This is a genomic window from Neobacillus drentensis (assembly GCF_036965245.1).
Classification (GTDB): Bacteria; Bacillota; Bacilli; order Bacillales; family Cytobacillaceae; genus Neobacillus; species Neobacillus drentensis_G.
Genome location: NZ_JBALPG010000034.1, coordinates 213 through 19,159 on the forward strand (window position 1 = coordinate 213; position 18,947 = coordinate 19,159).

Annotated in this window: 18 protein-coding genes; 4 read left to right on the top strand and 14 right to left on the bottom strand. The window is 38.5% G+C overall.

What is annotated here, in order from left to right; genetic code table 11:
* From V7150_RS08810 to sppA, 3 genes are all read right to left on the bottom strand, one after another.
* On the bottom strand, positions 1–589 hold a 589-nt coding region (locus tag V7150_RS08810), incomplete at its 3' end, for a DUF2953 domain-containing protein (RefSeq protein ID WP_335516391.1).
* A gap of 86 nt (positions 590–675) precedes the next feature.
* Entirely contained in the window at positions 676–1,215 is a 540-nt protein-coding gene (locus V7150_RS08815) for an RDD family protein (RefSeq protein ID WP_335516394.1), read from the bottom strand.
* A gap of 12 nt (positions 1,216–1,227) precedes the next feature.
* Positions 1,228–2,238, bottom strand: coding sequence for a signal peptide peptidase SppA (gene sppA, locus V7150_RS08820; RefSeq protein ID WP_335516397.1), 1,011 nt, complete (start codon positions 2,236–2,238; stop codon positions 1,228–1,230).
* A 157-nt stretch (positions 2,239–2,395) separates the two neighbouring features.
* Between sppA and V7150_RS08825 the strand changes: the two genes are divergently transcribed.
* Positions 2,396–3,199 (top strand): NAD kinase, encoded by an 804-nt coding sequence (locus V7150_RS08825; RefSeq protein WP_335516400.1) that lies wholly within the window; start codon positions 2,396–2,398, stop codon positions 3,197–3,199.
* A 191-nt stretch (positions 3,200–3,390) separates the two neighbouring features.
* On the opposite strand, the gene rarD is transcribed toward V7150_RS08825, so the two are convergent.
* From rarD to refZ, 9 genes are all read right to left on the bottom strand, one after another.
* Positions 3,391–4,323 carry an EamA family transporter RarD gene (rarD, locus tag V7150_RS08830; protein WP_335516402.1) on the bottom strand — a complete coding sequence of 311 codons (933 nt, stop codon included), beginning with the start codon at positions 4,321–4,323 and terminating at the stop codon, positions 3,391–3,393.
* Between the two features lie 91 nt (positions 4,324–4,414).
* The gene (locus V7150_RS08835) at positions 4,415–6,013 is read right to left on the bottom strand and encodes an amidohydrolase (RefSeq protein WP_335516405.1); all 1,599 of its coding nucleotides are present in this window, start codon (positions 6,011–6,013) and stop codon (positions 4,415–4,417) included.
* 193 nt (positions 6,014–6,206) lie between these two features.
* Positions 6,207–6,512, bottom strand: coding sequence for a hypothetical protein (locus V7150_RS08840; RefSeq protein WP_335516408.1), 306 nt, complete (start codon positions 6,510–6,512; stop codon positions 6,207–6,209).
* Positions 6,513–6,550: 38 nt separating this feature from the next.
* Positions 6,551–8,137 carry an acyl-CoA synthetase MbcS gene (mbcS, locus tag V7150_RS08845; RefSeq protein ID WP_335516411.1) on the bottom strand — a complete coding sequence of 529 codons (1,587 nt, stop codon included), beginning with the start codon at positions 8,135–8,137 and terminating at the stop codon, positions 6,551–6,553.
* Between the two features lie 145 nt (positions 8,138–8,282).
* Positions 8,283–8,486, bottom strand: coding sequence for an alpha/beta-type small acid-soluble spore protein (locus tag V7150_RS08850; protein ID WP_283919801.1), 204 nt, complete (start codon positions 8,484–8,486; stop codon positions 8,283–8,285).
* A gap of 99 nt (positions 8,487–8,585) precedes the next feature.
* Positions 8,586–9,791 carry a tRNA uracil 4-sulfurtransferase ThiI gene (gene thiI, locus V7150_RS08855; protein WP_335516414.1) on the bottom strand — a complete coding sequence of 402 codons (1,206 nt, stop codon included), beginning with the start codon at positions 9,789–9,791 and terminating at the stop codon, positions 8,586–8,588.
* On the bottom strand, positions 9,792–10,934 hold the full coding sequence (locus V7150_RS08860; RefSeq protein ID WP_335516415.1) for a cysteine desulfurase family protein: 1,143 nt from the start codon (positions 10,932–10,934) through the stop codon (positions 9,792–9,794).
* A 96-nt stretch (positions 10,935–11,030) separates the two neighbouring features.
* Positions 11,031–12,719: a septation ring formation regulator EzrA gene (gene ezrA / locus V7150_RS08865; RefSeq protein WP_335516419.1), complete on the bottom strand. Its 1,689-nt coding sequence runs from the start codon at positions 12,717–12,719 to the stop codon at positions 11,031–11,033.
* A gap of 403 nt (positions 12,720–13,122) precedes the next feature.
* Positions 13,123–13,755: a forespore capture DNA-binding protein RefZ gene (gene refZ, locus V7150_RS08870; RefSeq protein ID WP_335516421.1), complete on the bottom strand. Its 633-nt coding sequence runs from the start codon at positions 13,753–13,755 to the stop codon at positions 13,123–13,125.
* 146 nt (positions 13,756–13,901) lie between these two features.
* Between refZ and V7150_RS08875 the strand changes: the two genes are divergently transcribed.
* Positions 13,902–14,384: a GAF domain-containing protein gene (locus tag V7150_RS08875; RefSeq protein ID WP_335516425.1), complete on the top strand. Its 483-nt coding sequence runs from the start codon at positions 13,902–13,904 to the stop codon at positions 14,382–14,384.
* Between the two features lie 31 nt (positions 14,385–14,415).
* On the opposite strand, the gene megL is transcribed toward V7150_RS08875, so the two are convergent.
* Both megL and V7150_RS08885 read right to left on the bottom strand, forming a co-directional pair.
* Positions 14,416–15,582, bottom strand: a complete 1,167-nt coding sequence (gene megL, locus V7150_RS08880; RefSeq protein ID WP_335516428.1) for a methionine gamma-lyase — start codon at positions 15,580–15,582, stop codon at positions 14,416–14,418.
* A 95-nt stretch (positions 15,583–15,677) separates the two neighbouring features.
* Positions 15,678–17,123, bottom strand: coding sequence for a sensor domain-containing diguanylate cyclase (locus V7150_RS08885; protein WP_335516431.1), 1,446 nt, complete (start codon positions 17,121–17,123; stop codon positions 15,678–15,680).
* A 432-nt stretch (positions 17,124–17,555) separates the two neighbouring features.
* Here V7150_RS08885 and rpsD point away from each other — a divergent pair, with 432 nt between their 5' ends.
* Both rpsD and V7150_RS08895 read left to right on the top strand, forming a co-directional pair.
* A complete protein-coding gene (rpsD, locus tag V7150_RS08890; RefSeq protein ID WP_335516435.1) occupies positions 17,556–18,158 on the top strand; it encodes a 30S ribosomal protein S4 in 603 nt (200 codons plus the stop codon).
* 547 nt (positions 18,159–18,705) lie between these two features.
* Positions 18,706–18,947: hypothetical protein (locus V7150_RS08895; RefSeq protein WP_335516438.1), on the top strand; the 242-nt coding region annotated here is incomplete at its 3' end.

Below are 18,947 nucleotides of genomic sequence, written 5' to 3' on the forward strand. Positions count from 1 at the left end.
GAAACTGAAACATACACGTGATTCTTGTTTGAATGACTGCTGCTTGAAAATGTGGAGTAACCGATAAATGCGGCATTTCCTGCAATCGTAAATAATGACTCAGAAGACCAACAATACTTCCCTTTACCGCCCATAATGCCCCCGTTGCCATACCGGTATATGCGGCATCACCAACCCCAATGAATGAATCCCATTCTAATTTTTTTATCGTCACCTTTTGAAAAAACTTCCTGACAATTACTTGCAAATTGACAACCTTCTCTAGCAGTTCTTTCGTTTTTTTGAAATTTGTCTGCATATCTTTTTTGGTCATTTGGTTTACCTTATGTTCAGGATTTTCAGCAGCGGTATTACCCATATGTGAATGACTTTTTACCACTACACTTGGTGAATCATCATCAATTTTTATTAAAGGAACATTTATCTTATATTTAATTAAGCCAAACCACACCCTAAATTCGACCCTTAAATCATCATTGTCATTATGATGATAATAATTTACAAGAATCGTTAACTTCGTAATAATTATTAAAATGAATAAGAACAATAGGATCGACAAGGAAAGCCACAGCCAAAACAATTTGTTCACAACCTTTCAGCCTTTTATTATTCTCTTTTGTGAAAAAAATAAACCTATCAACTCGACGTTGATAGGTTTGTTTTTTTTTTCATTTTTTACCGCTCTACATGGATTACTGTGGTGTCAGTGAAGATGTCATGAAGCCCTTGCTTTTTTGGTAAAAAGGCAACAATAATATATCCGATAATGACCGTTGCTGATATAAAACGGCCAATCCATTCGCGAAAAAGAATAGTTCCCCAAGATAATTCATTATTTTTTAAGTTAACTACTTTTATTCCAAACACCATTTTTCCAAGTGTTTGCTTAAAATATTTTGTCATTAAGACAAAATATAAATAAAAGATAACCGCTGATGCAATAGAGATAGGGGCAAACATGTTAAATTCGGATAAAGATATATCAAGAGCTCGAAATAACGGGTTTACTAGGATTCGCTCGATACTTCCTACTACAATTAAATCAAGCAGATAGGCCCAAAAGCGCATCCAGAAACCGGCATAACGAACTGGGAAGTCTTGTAAAACATGTCCTGGTATCTGATAATTTTCAGTAGAAATATCTGCGGCACCTTCACGATCTATTTGGTTTGACGTGGGCTCCTTCATCATTTCTTGATAATCATTCGTTTCCAATCGCTTTGCCCCCTATTCTGCATATAAGTACATCAGGCGCGGTGAATTAGGCTTAGAAAGGATTTTCATGAGTCCCGCCATTTCCACATTATCACCGATTAATTTTTTTGCCTGGAACTTAAATAGTGAGCTAAAACCAAGATCGTCCGAATAACGAACCACCTTTGCACCTTTTAGCTTTTCTTGCTTTTTCATTTGATCGATAACATCTTCTAGGTAGCCAAAATCATCAATGAGTTTAATTTCTTTTGCCTGCCGTCCATCATACACCCGTCCATCAGCAATCGCCTTCACTTCATCCATACTCATATGCCGTCCCTCTGAAATGACCTTTACAAAACCTTCATACGAATTATCGATCATCTTTTGTAAAATTTGCCGCTCTTCATCCGTCATTTCTCTTGTTGGGCTCATGATGTCTTTATATTTTCCGCTTTTAATCGTGACAAAATCCACACCATATTTATCGGCCAAGCCCTTGTAATTATATCCTTCCATAATGACCCCAAGCGACCCTGTTAATGTTTCAGGGCTGGCATAGATTTTTTTCGCTGCAGTTGATATATAATATCCTCCCGAAGCCGCCATGGAGCCCATCGAAATATAGACAGGTTTTTTACTATCCTTTTGGATGTCAACAAGCTTGTTGTGAATTTCTGCACTTTCAACGACACCACCGCCTGGTGAGTTAACTCTAATGATTACTCCCTTTACCGTGTCATCCTCTTTCAGATAGTTTAACTTTTTCATAAAATCTTGGTGATTATAGCCTGAACTTTGCAGGAAAGACCCTGCTTCACCGGTATCTTGGATAACACCGTCGACATCGAGAATCACGATTTTCTTTAATTCGCTGCCATCTTTGACGACCTCCTCAGTAAAAGGCTGTTCACTAACAGCCATATAATCAGTGAAATCCGTTTTAATCCCTTTAAAAGCAAAAACCGATAAAAAATTAATTACAATCGAAACAAAAAATAATGCCGCAGCAATTCCGAGAGCGGCCCATCGTTTTCCGTTCAAATGAATTTCCCCCTCTTTCTTTCGTCTAAAATTCATATCCCTGCTTTCATATTGTCTCAAAAAAATGCTAAACTAATTTCAGACAATTACTATTTTATCAAAGATTTATTTTCCAATGTTACAAATTTTTTCATCATCTTACAGGAGGGACCAGGATATGGAATTAAGACGTAATATTTATTTTTATCACAAGCGGGATTCGGACTTACTTTCGAAGATAGCTCCCTTATTCGAAATGGCTGAACGTTATGGTTTTACCATCGTATCAGATTATCGAAAGGCCAATATCATTGCCAGCATTGGTGATGATGGAACTTTCCTGCAGGCTGTGAGGAAAACGGGATTTCGTGATGATTGTCTATATACGGGGATTTCAACAAAGAATAGTCTAAGTATGTATTGTGATTTTCGACTCAGTGATACATCTAAAATGATAGAGGCCATATCCACCAATGAGCATATAGAGGTTCGCCGCTATCCCATGATTGAAGTAAACATTGACGGTCAGGGTACTTTTCCATGCCTGAATGAATTCAGTATTCGCTCATCGATTATTAAAACTCTCGTGATTGATGTGTTTGTTGACCAACTCCATTTTGAAACCTTTCGAGGGGATGGCTTAATTGTTGCCACACCAACTGGAAGTACTGCCTATAATAAATCGGTGAATGGTTCAATTGTTGATCCACTCCTTTCCTGCATGCAAGTAAGTGAAGTTGCCTCTGTTAATACGAACCGTTACCGGACACTTGGTACCTCTTTTATTGTCGGAAGCGAGCGTACACTTACGCTCAAGGTCATATCAGACGACAATGACCATCCGACAATGGGTATGGATAATGAAGCCTTAAGTATCCGACATGTGGATAAAATTCTAATCAAAATAAGTGATAAAAAAATTAAAACCTTAAAATTAAAAGACAACTCCTTCTGGGATAAAGTGAAGCGAACATTCCTTTAAGAAATGAGAGGCACCCTTTTCGGATGTTTTACTTGCTCTTAATGATGTGCTTACGGCATACATCAGATTTCGGTTATACAGACTCTTAACGACCATTTAGATGGCAAATATTAAATTTCGGGCGTTTATACGAGCTCTTTACAATTGGAAAGTTCAAAAAACCTTATCCATACTGTGGATAAGGTTTTTTATTATAGTGTTGCACGCTTTTCTTTGCGCAATTTAAAGCCTTTTTCTGGCAATAGCTTTGTTTTTGATAGAGAATAAATCGTTAGAGCCGACCAAATAAATAAAAAGGCTAAAAGTTGTATTTTTGTAAAATGCTCTTGATAGACAAAAACGCCTAATAATAATGTTAAGGTTGGTGCAATATATTGCAGGAAGCCTAGTAAGGAGAGTGGAATTTTTTGCGCTCCCTTTGCAAAATAAAGAAGCGGTACCGCAGTTGCTACACCTGCACCCATTAATAATAAATCAGTCTCCACACTTGCAGTTAAAATAGAACTGGAACCATTTACCAATAGGAGAATCATATAGATGGCAGCGATTGGCGAAATTATAAGAGTTTCTAATGTTAATCCAACGGCAGAATCCACATTAATCAGCTTTTTGGCTAACCCATATGAAGCAAAGGTTAGTGCCAAGGAAATGGAAATCCAAGGAAATGTGCCATGAGAAATCGTAATGATTAATACACCAATAGCAGCCAAAATGAAGGATCCGTATTGGTAAAATGTTAATTTTTCCTTCAGAACTATCATCCCCAATAAAATACTGACAAGCGGATTGATATAATAGCCAAGGCTTGCTTCAATCATATGGCCGCTGTTCACTGCCCAAATATAAATAAACCAATTCCCGCTTATTATAAAGGAGGCAATCGCCAGCGCATACATTTGCTTTTTATTTTTGGCAAATCCTTTTAAGGTGTGGACAAATAAACCCCATTTTTTCGTGAAGAAAAGAATAATCAGCATAAAAACAAACGACCAAAATATACGGTTTGCGAGAATCTCCATTGCATTCACATGATCTAAAAGTTTCCAATAAATCGGCAATAGTCCCCAAATAAAATAGGAAAAGCCAGCATAAATGGCTCCCATCTGTGTGTCTGTTTTTTTCATATGTCTCCTCGAGCCCCTATTCTTTCTAGTTTCGAAATATCTTCATTATAACGTGAAACTCCAAAAATAGGGGTAATATTTGCTTACCAAACTATTCCTTTTCAAATACAATCTCCCCGCCAATGACGGTCATCTGGACAGGAACTTCTGGCATTTCGGAAAGAGGCACACTAAATATATTTCGTTCCAAAACGGTAAAGTCAGCCAAATATCCTTTTTTAATCATACCGCGGTCTTGCTCATGACAAGCGGCATAAGCACTGCCTTTCGTAAAAAGACAGACGGCATCATAGACACTTAAAGCATGTTCTTTCCCATAAATAATCTCTTTTGGATCATTCCTGTCCATCCTAGTGACCGCAGCGTGGATACCGAACAATGGATTCGGCAATTCAATCGGTGCATCTGAGCCTCCGGCACAGTGAAGGCCTTCATTAATGAGCGTTTTCCATGCATAGCAATAGCCCATTTTACTACTGCCAATCCGGTCGATGACCCATGGAAAATCAGAAGCGAGAAAAATTGGCTGGATATCGAGGATGACTGGGAGCTGCTTAGCCCTGGCAATCAGGTCTTGACGCAAAATTTGGGCATGGATCAGACGGTCCCTCCCAATGCCTGCAAGTGGATGGGCTTCAATCGCGTTTAAAACATATTCAAATGCTAAATCCCCAATTGCATGGACGGCAACAGGAAGGTTGTATGAACGTGCCTTAGCGACTAAACTATTCAAATCCTCTTGATTATACATGGCCACTCCGTTTGTTTCCGGTGCATCATTATAGGGATGGCTTAGGAGTGCAGTCCTCCCTCCAAGGGCACCATCAGCAAAAATCTTCATCGCACCGAACTCAATAAAATCATTACCTGATAAAAAGCTTGCATCTTCATGAACCATATCATCCACAACTCCATTGTGAACAAGTAAATGAGTACGGAATGAAAGTCCCTCCTCTTCAATTACCTTTTTAAACGTCTTGTAAGTCCGATGGAATCCCCCGTAATAGTTTAAATCCTCAGTGTGGACCCCGGTAATTCCGAGCTGATATAAATCTTTAATAGCAGCACTCATCGCTTTTTGTAAATATTCTTCTGAAACCACAGGGATTGCAGCGTGGATGATGTCCTGGGCTGTATCTTTGAGAAGACCTGTTAAACCCGTTTCCCTATCTTTTTCAATAACACCGCCGGGTGGACAAATTGTTTCTTCTGATATCCCTGCCAGTTCCAATGCCATTGTGTTCACCAACATGGCATGGCGGCAAATCCGCTTTAACATGATTGGATTTTCAACAGAAATTTCGTCTAATTCCTTTCGATGAATCATTTCCGTCCGGACCCAAAGATTTTCATTCCAGCCCTCACCAATAATCCATTCCCCTTTATGACTATGCATTGAGTAATCTTTAACAGCAGCTAAAACTTCTTCTTTCGACTTCATTTTTGACAAGTCAAGCCGGATTATTGATTCCCCGTGCCCAATTAAATGGATATGACTATCGACAAAGCCAGGAAACATTGTCCCGCCGTTCAAGTCGACCCATTCCGAAATCCTTCCGCTAAAAATTTCTTCTAATTGCATTTTTTCACCTGTTAGTACGATTCGATCTCCTTCTGTAAAAATAGCTTCTACCGTTGATTCTTCGTTCTCGAGCGTATAAATGGTTCCTCCATACCATAATTTTCCCATTGTGGCTATATCCCCTTTTTTCTAATAGTAATAAAATATGAAATCATAATTCAAACAGTAAGATCATTAATAGTAGAACAACTATTATTTTAGTTGCCCCTTCATCATGATATAGAGATAGTGCCCATATGGCTCTCTTATTCTTTTCAACGGGCACTCTGATCCTTTCACAGTGACCGAGTGGGGCTTTTTTTCACTCAAACGGGTACTCTGAACCTGCCACAGTGACCGGGGGAGGATTTTTTTCCATCCATCGGGCACTCTGAACCTTCACAGTGACTGGGCGCGGCTTTTTTTCACTCCAACAGGCACCCTGATCCTTCCACAGTTCAGACCGGGCGCGGTTTTTTTTCACTTCAACGGTCACTCTGATCCTTTCACAGTGACCGGGAGAGGATTTTTTTCCATCCAACGGGCACTCTAAATCTTCCACAGTGACCGGGCGCAGCTTTTCCCAAGCCGCAGTGCCTTCTGATACAAAGACAATCTCATAAAACAAGCAGACGGTAAATACCGCCTGCCTGTCTTTTCATAAAATTAAACTTGTTTCAGTGACTCCATTTCTTTTTGACGGAGCTCAATCCGGCGAATTTTCCCAGAGGTCGTTTTTGGAAGATCTGTCAAATACTCAATTTTTCTAGGATATTTATATGGGGCTGTAAGTGTTTTTACATGTTCCTGCAAGGTTTTCGTTAACTCAGGGTCAGCTGGGTTGACATCGTCTTTTAAAACGACAAACGCTTTGACAATAAAACCGCGAATTTCATCAGGACTAGCGACAACGGCACATTCTTTTACAAATGGATGTTTCACGAGCGCATCCTCCACTTCAAACGGCCCAATCGTATAGCCCGAGCTGATTATAATATCATCGCCCCGGCCTTCAAACCAGAAATACCCTTCCTCATCCATTTTGGCTTTATCACCTGTTACATAATAATCACCGCGGAACTGCATCGCGGTTCTTTCCGGATCTTTATAATAGTTTTTAAATAAGGCAGGTGTTTCGATATGGACCGCTATATCTCCGACTTCTCCGACGGCACAAACCAGACCTTCATCATTAATTATTTCTACCCGGTTTCCAGGTGTAGGCTTGCCCATTGATCCCGGCTTTAAATCCATCCCTTTCGTTACACCAACAAGTAACGTATTTTCAGTTTGGCCATAGCCGTCACGGACATCAATAGTAAAATATTTTTTAAAGGTATTAATAACCTCACGATTTAACGGCTCACCTGCAGAAACGGCACTATGAAGGTTTGGTAATTGATAGTCATCTAAATTGTCTACCTTTGCCATTAGGCGATATTCAGTCGGTGTGCAGCAAAGTACATTGACATCATATTTTTGCAGCAGGCTTAAATATTTTTTCGGTTCAAATTTTCCATTATACACTAATCCAGTGCCGCCTGAGCCAAGAACAGATAGGAACGGACTCCAAACCCATTTTTGCCACCCAGGGCTTGCGGTTGCCCAAACGGTATCGCCATCTTCAATACAAAGCCATTTGGGTGCCGCTGTTTTTAAATGAGCAAAGGCCCAGCCATGTGTGTGGACAACTCCTTTTGGATTTCCTGTTGTTCCAGACGTATAGGATAAAAAGGCCATATCATCACGTAGTGTTTCGGCAATTGTGAATTCATCACTTGCTTTTTCCATTGCGGCATCCAGATGAATCCAGCCTTCTTTCTCTGCTCCCAGGGTAAACTTAACCAGTGGTTGTGTTTCGGTAATATGCTCAAATTGATCAACATAAGGATAATAACTAACAACGACCTTTACATCACCGTGTGAAATACGGTACTGCAAATCTTTTTCCCTTAACATTTCCGAGCTCGGAATGACCACCATTCCTGCTTTTAATGCGGCCAAATAAACAACATAGGCTTCAATAAGACGAGGTACGATTACGAGAACGACATCGCCTTTAGTTAGTCCATTCTGGGTAAAGACATTCCCCGCTTGGTTTACCTGCTTTATTAATTGTTCATATGTAACTTGTTTTGTTTCTCCACTCTCATTTTCCCACTTTAAGGCAATTCTTTGCGGATCTTTAGCATAGCGCTCCATTTCAGATACAAGATTATACTTTTCAGATGCAATTAAATCTTCCCGTTTCATGGCTCTCCCCCTAAAATAATTTTTCTTATAAAATAATTATACAGAAATAAATAAAAATTTGGAAATATTAATAAATTTTTTAAAACAAAAAAGAGAGTGGGAGGAAACCCTCCACACTCTCTGTAGCCATCGTATTAATTTTTCATTAACGAGAAAATCCGCCGCCCATTTGTGACTCAGCCATTTGAACTAGACGCTTTGTGATTTCACCACCAACAGAACCGTTAGCACGTGAAGTTGTATCAGCACCAAGCTGTACACCAAATTCAGTAGCAATTTCATATTTCATTTGATCAAGAGCTTGTTGAACACCAGGAACTAATAATTGATTTGAAGTATTGTTTGCCATTGTGATATCACCTCCTTGTGAGTATAGAATGTGTAGAACACTTGAGCTTCATTCTATAATCCAATTGGTAATTGTTCACAAAAAATTCAAATTTTGCATTTAAAATAATGATTGAAATTCCGAATGCTGTTCGTCCTCTCGTTTAACGACAATGGTCTCCACTTCTTGAACCGCTTCTTGAATCATTGGTTCAAAATCAAAATAGCTTTCATAATGCTGTACTTTTTCTCTTTTCGGCTTTGTTTTTGGAGAGGATGGAACAAATATCGTGCAGCAATCTTCAAACGGCCTATTAGATATTTCCAACGTATCGATTTCCTGAGCGAGTTTGATGATCTCCGTTTTATCCATTGTAATCAAAGGACGTAAAATAGGCGTATTTGTCACTTCATTAATCGCATACATGCTTTCTAACGTCTGGCTGGCAACCTGTCCAAGGCTTTCGCCAGTAACAATAGCAAGACCTTCCTGCTTTTCCCTAATTTTATCAGCAATTCGAAGCATCATTCTTCTTGTCGTTGTCATCGAATAGTTTTCCGGAATTTGTTCGCGAATCGCTTGCTGAATATCTGTAAACGGTACAATATGCAAGGTGATCGAACCGTAAATCTCTGCCAGCTTTTTTGATAAATCGATTACCTTTTCCTTTGACCGCTCACTCGTGAATGGCGGACTAAAAAAATGAACGGCTTCAATTTCTAATCCTCGCTTCATCGCTAAATAGCCAGCCACAGGGCTGTCAATGCCGCCGGATAGCATAAGCATCGCTTTACCGCTTGAGCCGATTGGAAGCCCGCCTGCACCCTGGATCGTTTCACATGAAAGATAAATGGCTTCTTTTCTGACTTCAATCCGTAAATTAATATCAGGTTTTCTTACATCCACTTTGAGTCCAGGAATATTTTGCAGCAAATGGCCGCCAATTGTGTGATTGATTCCGTCTGTATTCAACTCAAATGTTTTATCAGATCGTTTAGGTGTAATTTTAAAGGTTTGACCTTCCTTGTAAAGAGTGCGAACCAATTCAAGTGATGCTTGTTTTAACTTCTCTACATCTCTTTCCAACTTTATAGCAGGGCTAAAAGATTGAATCCCAAATATATTCTTCAATTTTTCCATGATTTCTACACCATTTTCACCATTTAATAACACATACATCCGATCCCGGCTTGATTCCACTTTAATGTTTGGAAATGGAGAGAGAGCAATTCTAATACTCTTTCTTAGTTTATCGATAAATTTATTGCGATTTCGGCCTTTTGTTGAAATTTCACCATAGCGTATCAGTATACGATCATATTTCATTTAATCCATAACCTTTCGTAATTGGTTTGCAGTTTTTTTCATTACTAAAATAGCCTTTTTTGCTTCTTCTTCTGTATTATCAAATGACAGGCTTAACCTGATTGCACTTTCGGCTAAACTTTCAGGAACTCCCATGGCAAGCAGTGTTTTACTCGCTGATTTCTTTTTGGAAGAACAGGCGCTAGTCGTCGACACGAAGACCTCCTGCTGCTCAAGAGCATGGATAAACACTTCCGATTTCATTCCAGAAAGAGAAAAGTTTATTATATGGGGGGCTGAATTTTCGATGGGTGTATGGATCATGACACCTTCTATTTCACTTAGCCCCGTTCTTAGCATGCTCTGTATTTTCTTCATTCTTTCAATCCCTGTTTCACTTTTAACCATTGTCATCCTTAATGCTTTTGCCAGCGCAACAGCTCCGGCAACATTTTCTGTACCGCTTCGCATCTTCCGTTCTTGATTACCACCAGAAAATAACGGAGTAAGCCTTGCCCCTTCACGAATAAACAGGACACCTGTCCCTTTTAACCCATGGAACTTATGAGCAGAAAGCGAGCAAAGGTCAACATTGCTCTCAGGTAAGGACAAGGGAACTTTCCCAATTCCCTGGACTGTATCAACATGAAATAATATCTTAGGATGCTTTTTTAGCATTTCACCAATTTCTTTAATAGGCTGCACTGTGCCAACTTCATTGTTCACCTGCATGACTGAAATGAAAATAGTATCTTTTCGAATCGCTTTTTCGACATCATCGACACGTACTCTTCCGTTTTCATCAACAGGAAGATAAGTAATTTCGAAGCCCTCGTGTTCAAGCTGCTCTATTGCAGCCCTTACTGAGGCGTGCTCCACACTTGATGTAATCAAGTGGCGCCCTTTATTTCGGTTCAATAATGCCGCACCTTTTATCGCGATATTGTTACTTTCAGTACCACCAGAGGTAAAATAAATCTCAGTCGGTTTCACCGCTAATAGCTTTGCCACCTGTTCTCTCGCCTGTGATAAAAGCTTCTCGGCCTGTCCCCCCATACTATGCAGCGAGGAAGGATTGCCAAAATATTCACTGGAAACGGTTAAAAAGGAATCTAACACTTCTTTATATGGTTTTGTCGTTGCACTATTATCAAAATAAATCATTTAATCGCCTCCATCCAAAAGTAAATCTTATCATAAGTATAATTAATTTAAAAAGAAAAACCGATTCGACCATTATAGGCTGAATCGGTTTCTCTTTTATTCCGTTACTATTGCCGCTTTTATTTTTTTCAACGCTTCCGGGTCTATTCCTTCAAGTGACGCCGCAACCTGCTCTAATGCCTCTTGATAATCGTATTGTCTGAAGGCGATTTCCGCATCTGCTATTCCTTTGGCAACGGATGGATATTGACTCCTGTATCGATTTCCATACTGAATTGCTCTCTCAGCAAGCATAACATTCTCGATCAACTCAAAAGTTGTATTAACAAGTTTTTCAACCGTTAAAACAGCAACTTCCAAGTACTGATTAAGAGCGGAAATATTTAGCGGTTTTTCTTCAAGCTGGTAACGTACATTATTTATGCTCTCGTTTGCGTCCTCAAATAAATAATGATAATCTGTCGGCACACCGGGGACATTGTTTTTCTTCACAAGACGTACAGCCTCACCAACCTTTTTGGTCAGCTCCATGATCTTTTCTCTTGCTTCGATTTCATCTTTCCTAAGTGCCTGGAGTTTAAGCGAAAATGCCTGCTGCTCCTCACAAATGATATCCAGCTGATCTTTTATTTCACTTAATTCTTCACTGAGTACCGTTTGTGCTGTTCCGTTAAGCTTTAATTTTTCAACTAAAATTTCATAGTGCTTATAAATCGTTGCAAGTTCTTTTTCAAGATTTCTTTGTGTCTCAAAGTCACTTTCCGATAACTGATAGCTTTGCTGAACCTGCTCTACCTCGTTAGAAAGGTTTTTATTTTCTTTTTGAGCTGAAGCGAGAAGTTCAAATGCTGTTTTTTCATACTTTTGCACATAATGCTTGGCGTGTACTTCTTTCTCCAAAAGGTCAAAAAGAATATCAATTCGATCCTTTACTTCTTTTATACCTTCTTCTGCTTTCTCAATTTCAGTTGTTTCAATTAAAGCAAGGTTTTCAGTTAGTTTTTCTTCCAAACGGTTTATTTCTTTCTCGACATTTATATGCTCTAAAAAATATTGCTGCTCAGCCATTTCACGGTATCCATCTAAACAATCAGATAATTGATTTGGCAGTAATGATTGACACTCAATTAATAGCTGTGGAATTAAATCCATATGTTTCTTAATGGCTCCAAGCTGACTATGAATCAGTAAAACTACTTCACGAGCTTCAAGATAATTGCCAAGCTCCGTTTTTTCATCAAAATCTTGAAATTTTTGCGCAGCGTCATTAAGCTTGTCTTCTAGATGTTTTTCAGCATTCCCAAAACTGAGCCTGTGAGCAAGGAGCAATTTTTTTGATTCTCTATATAACTCTTTTAACTCCTCAATTTCTACCCTGTTTTTTTCTTCACTGCCGACCAGCTCATGTAACTCTTCCAATATTTTTTTTATCTCTTCCTCGGTTTCCAGCAACTTCGTATTAATCGCTTGTTGAACCTCTTTGGCTTTTTTGAATCGATATCGATCTATGTATTCCTCAGCATCAAAAAGCATTTCTTCTAAGTTAGGAAGCTCTACTGTTACCACATCATCCCACTGATTGCGCCAACGTTCGAAAAGCTCTTCTGTTTGGCCTGTCATATTTAACTGCTTTACTTTTGACATTTCATCAAGTATTGGTCGATTCAATAAATCGATTTTCCAAGCTTCCAATCGATCCATCTCTTTAAAATATTTTTTCTTTATTACATATCCCAATACAAATAAGGCTAGTAATAGGATGAAAAATCCAATGAAATATTTCACAAGTAAGCCCCCTATTTCAAACAACATTGATTCTATTCAGTTCATCACAAATCTATTTTAAAAAAACTCTTCTTGTTCCATTCAATGCTTTTATGATACCATGTAACCGACAATTTTTGACTATAATTTTCAATTTTTTTGTAAAATATATAGAAAACTTGCCAAATGGCGACTGTTAGGCGAAGACTGAGGCATAATTGCACTTATGCCGAAGGAAACTTCTACTTTCCAATAGGCAAAAAAAAATAGCGATTCCCGCTATTTTATCCCGTATATCGAGCGGCAGCACCCATATTAGAGTAGAATTATCAAAAGCAACATATCTCTAATTTGGGAAACTGCCCAAATGCACGATTGGTAACTAACAATTAGTGGAGGATGAACCTCTCCATTGATTGAATTTTCACTGTAGGACTGCACCCTTTTTAATTGGCACGTCTGAACATAAAGTTTTTTCAATCCACAAATGTATATCTTTTAAATACTTTTGCTCAAAAAACGGCTCATTTGGAAAGATATACAAAACCTCTCTCATATATTGGGTATTCATATACGGCATCATCAACAAGCTTTTTAGTTGTATGATTAAATAAGGGATTGAATGTGGACGAAATTCATTCCATTCAAAGCCTCTTTCAAAAATCATCTGGAAATAGTATTTTTCTTTAAGCGAATACGTTGACATGATTTCCCGCACAACTTGAGAATCCATGGACATTTCCCGGTAAACAAAACTGGTAAGATGAATATTTTCACTTTGATAATGGAGTAAATCAGCTACGATCCGCTTTAAGCACTCCTTTGCACCTCGATCAATGGATGCAAATGCTTCCTCAATCTTACGAATGTACTGTTCAAAAAAATGCATAAAGCAATATTCTAAGAGCCCTGGTTTATTATGAAAATGGTAGGCAATAGCTGCTGTATTTACCTTTGCTAAACTGGCAATATCCCTTATTGACGTTCCCGAATACCCATTTGAATTAAACAACGTTATAGCGGCCTTCACAATTGCTTCTTTGGCATTTTTATTCATTTATGATCCCCCTTCAGGTATCCCCTTACATAATGATTCTTTGTGTCACATTTGATTCCTTTATGAAAATATCGACAAAGTATGCTCTTTTTCTTCTAATTTTGATAAAATACTTAGTAAACACGAAGAGATAGAGGGGAAATATCTTGTTTAACGTCGAAATGTACACAGGCAGTCGTGAAGAAAATTATGAGCTCGTAAAAAAACAGCTGCATGCACTCCTTCACGATGAGCCAAACCAAATTGCTAATCTTAGTAATGCCTCCGCACTATTAAACCAATTTCTTGACCGTATTAACTGGGTTGGATTTTATTTAATGGACACCCATGGGGATCTCGTGCTGGGACCATTTCAAGGGCTACCTGCCTGTGTTCGGATTCCTCTTGGCAAAGGGGTATGCGGTACCGCAGCCTTGAAAAAACAGACCATTCGTGTTGAGGATGTAAATCAATTTCCAGGTCATATCGCCTGTGATGGAGCCTCTCAATCCGAAATAGTAATTCCGCTTATAAACGGGGATCAATTAATTGGAGTATTAGATATTGATTCTCCTGAAAAAAATCGCTTTGATGTGCTTGACCAAGAAAAACTAGAAGAATTTGTCGAGGTGTTAATGGGACATATTTAAAGAAAGACTCGCCAAGCTGGCGAGTCTTTCTTTAAATATTTTGAAATGCCTGATCCAAATCTTCCTTAATATCCTCCCACGCTTCTAGCCCTACAGAGAGGCGCAGCAAGGTATTTTCGATCCCCATTTTTCTTCGTTCTTCCTCAGGCACAACCGCATGGGTCATTGAAGCCGGGTGTTGAATTAATGATTCCGCATCGCCAAGACTGACGGCGATTTTTATTAATTGTAATTGATTCATAAACGTTTGTGCTGTTTCCTTTGTGCCTTTTATTGAAAAAGATATGAGCCCACCAGGTGTTTTCATTTGTTTTTTCATAATAGCATAATCCTTATTTTCAGGGTCGCCAGGATAATAAATATAATCCACTTTAGGATGAGTTTTAAGATATTCAAACAAATGCTTGGCATTTTCCGAGTGACGATCCATTCGTACTGGAAGGGTTTTTATTCCTCGTAAGAGCAGCCATGCATCAAATGGGGAAATGATCCCTCCGATATCTTTCTGTGTTGTTTTTGATACCTGGCCAATAAACTCCCTTCTTCCTACTGCCATCCCGGCGATCACATCGCCATGTCCAGAAATATATTTCGTTGCACTATGAATGACAACATCACACCCAAGGGTTAAGGGGGTTTGCAAATATGGTGAACAGAACGTATTATCAACCACAACAGGAATTCCTTTTTGCTTTGCTACCATTTCAAGGTCGACTAGCTTCATTGTTGGGTTACTCGGGGTTTCGATGTAGATACAAGCTGTATTGGAAAGGATTTTATTTTCCAATGTTTCCACTGAGTCCATTTGAGAAAAATCATACCCAATTCCATATTTCTCTTTAAATAACTCCATCAGCCCAAAGGTACATCCATACACACCTTGTGAGCAAAGGATATGATCTCCTGTTTTTGTTAAGGCCATTAACACCGCACTCACTGCAGCCATTCCCGACGAAAAAGCTAAAGCTGCTTCACCGTTTTCAAGAGCTGCCATCTTATCCTCCAATATCTTTACTGTTGGATTACCTAAGCGGGAATAAATGTATCCTTCTTCCTTACCGGCAAACCTATTTTCGCCTTGCTCTGCATTTGCAAAGGTAAAAGTCGAGGTTTGATACAACGGAGGGACTAAACTTCCTTGATGTTCCTCAGCTTGATAACTATTATGGATTACTTCAGTTTCAAATCTTTTTTTCATGCGGGTACCCCTTTCTGACTGTAAACGCTTTCAATATTTACTATAGATTATGATGATTAAATATAAATCGTTAAGGCACCCGGGAAAACGAGTGCCTAACTTGCCCTAATATCGTCGCCTTGGATCACAACTTTGTTCTTTCCAGTCTCTTTTGCCTTATATAACGCTTCATCTGCCCTTTTAAACAAATATTCATAGGAATCGGGCTTTTCGTTATTCCAATAAGAAACACCACATGACACCGTTATATGCGGTTCAGAGCATTCAGATACCTTTTTTACTAACCGGTTCGCTATGGCCACACCTGTATCTAATGGAACCTTAGGAAGGTAAATGGCCAGTTCTTCACCACCCCAACGGGCACCAACATCATTTTCCCGAATGTTGCCTCTAATGAGGTTTGCTACTTGAATAAGTACATCATCACCAATTTGATGTCCATGTGTATCATTTATTTCTTTAAAATTATCAATATCAATGAGTATAAAGGTTCCTTCCTCATCCTTCTTCATGGATTGGTGAATTTTTTCATCCAAAAACTTTCGCGAATGGAGCTTTGTCAAATGGTCAGTAGTAACCATTATTTTCAATTCTTCTCTCAGCATAGAGTTTGTTAACGCTAATGATGAATGATGTACAAGTGACTGAAGAAGCTTAAATGACTCAAATGAGAAAAAATAAGCACTTTGATGCATGATTATGCAAAAACCTTTGAAATTTTTACTGACATTCACCGGTACAGCCATGACTGAATAATAGCTTGATCCACCATTTTTTTCAGAAAGGTTTAGATCCCCCATAAATAGTGGTTTGTTTTCTTTTTGTAATTTTTCTCTTATGTAGTCAATGTAGACACGAGCCTGCCTTGTGAAAAAGTAAGAAGTTGATCCAGGGAGAACTTTCGCTTTTGCTTGATTACGGGAAAAGAGAAAAAAGCCAACCTCTTCCGCATCAAAAGACGCTTTAATTTGTTTAGACATGAAGTCAAAAGTCACAGCCAACGGCTGGTTAGAATTTAGTTGGTGAGAAGTTTCGCTGATTAAATGCAGGTCAGAAATGGTTCTTAGTGACTGTTGATAAAGCTGAGCGTTTTCCAACGCTCCTCCTGCACATCCTGACAATAAAGTAATAAATTCTACTTCATTAGCGGGAAATTCTGAAGTATCAGGTGCGATCACCTGTAAAACCCCATATACCCCCTGTTTGCCTTTTAAAGGCGCATAAAGAATGGCATGCATCTGCTCAACATAAGAACTTTCAAATTGAACATTTCCTGATACAAATGCATTTATGGCCATAATATTTTCACAATCGTATTCCAGTTCAATAACCCGGAGGTCGCTATGGCTGTGAGTATTCGTTGAAAGAAGCAAGTAATAGGAAAAGTTTGGATATACTTCTTTCAGAATAACGAATAATTCCCCTAATAAGACATCCATATCAAGGGACGAATGAAGTTTTTCCGCTATTTGAAATAACTTTTTATATTTCACAACATCCACTATTAAATCTCCTTCAAGAGAATGCATTTCAAATTTCACACGATATAATTCCATATATATACATCGTACCCTAATTATAGATAATTTCGGGATGCTTTTGGAATATTTTTTCAAAAAATATATTATTTTTTCTCAGAATGCTTTTTCAACTGGGATTTTGGCTTTCAAAATAAACTTGACTTAAAAGGAATAAAAATTATATAATACTCTTTGTGTAAAATATTGCAGCCTATGTGAACACTTTAGTAGTTTCATTTTGTTCCTCACAAGAAAAGCGTATGGCAACCGCTTATCGGCGTACACTAGCCGATAGCGCCTGAAGCTGGATAATTCTAAAGTCTATATCTTGGGATGGTGCATCATGTAACCCTTAGCTGCTAGGGCGAAGGTGTATGAAAACAAAATGGCTTTATTGATGTTTCATAACGGTTTTTATTTTACCAAAATAAAAACACGAAGGAGGAGTCATTCATGGCTCGTTATACCGGCCCAAGCTGGAAATTATCCCGTCGTCTTGGAATCTCTCTAAGCGGCACAGGTAAAGAATTAGAAAAGCGTCCTTACGCTCCTGGACCCCATGGTCCAAACCAACGCAAAAAGCTTTCTGAATACGGATTACAATTACAAGAGAAGCAAAAGCTTCGTCATATGTATGGTGTAACTGAGCGTCAATTCCGCAACCTTTTCGTTAAGGCTGGCAAAATGAGCGGCGTTCACGGCGAAAACTTCATGATTCTTCTTGAATCACGCCTTGACAACCTAGTTTACCGTTTAGGTCTTGCTCGCACTCGTCGTGCAGCTCGTCAATTAGTAAACCACGGACACATTTTAGTTGATGGTTCTCGCGTAGATATCCCATCATACCGTGTAACTCCTAGTCAAACAATCAGCCTTCGTGAAAAATCACGCAACCTTGATGTTATCAAAGAAGCAATCGAAGTAACGAACTTCATTCCTGATTACTTAACTTTCGATGCTGACAAATTAGAAGGTACTTTCACTCGCTTACCAGAGCGTTCTGAACTTGCTGCTGAAATTAACGAAACATTCATCGTTGAGTTCTACTCACGTTAATGGATTTGCTCTGTAAAGAGCATCCACAAAATCCCTAGAAACTTCGTTATTACAACGTTTCTAGGGATTTTTTATTTTATTCTGCTTTGTAGGATAATGTATTCTCCCCCAACAATACTGTGGAGGTTTTGAAGGACATTTTGGGAATAAACTCCTAATGCCATCCCTGCAATCGGTAAAGCAGCCTAATAGCGATATACACCCAATGAATACCATACTCCACCAAAAGTCTTATCAATACTACACAGAAATTTTTGTCGCTGCTGCAATAAATATCCCTGGTCCAAATAGCTTGAATAAACTCCTCCTAATATTTTTTGTTCCCCCTCGGGCTCTCCCTTTTACGTTCTGTGCTTCGCTTTGTTACTTTTACAAGTTTTAAATTTGTTTTGATTATATAGGAAAGATAAAAAAGAGCTTTCGAAGGACTCTAAAAAATTCTTACTTTTAAATTCTTGTTAAGCTATTGTTAAGATTTAGTCTTTATCATCTTAAAAATAAAGTTATAGATTATAATTTAAAATAACAAACACAGAGGTGAATGTTTATGAGAAAATCAGTTAAAACGGATCAACAAATTAGATTCATACTCTCTTTAATTAAAGAAAATACTGATCATTATGAAACTCAGGCAGATAAAGTCAATAAATGGATTAAAATGTCCATTCTTTCTTTAAAGCAAACAGACATCTCTCTTTTAGAAGAGCTACGCGACGAATATTACCAAAAAGCTTCGGCTCAAAAACAAACTGCAAAAGAGCTCCAAAAAACTTTAGAAATGTATTATGA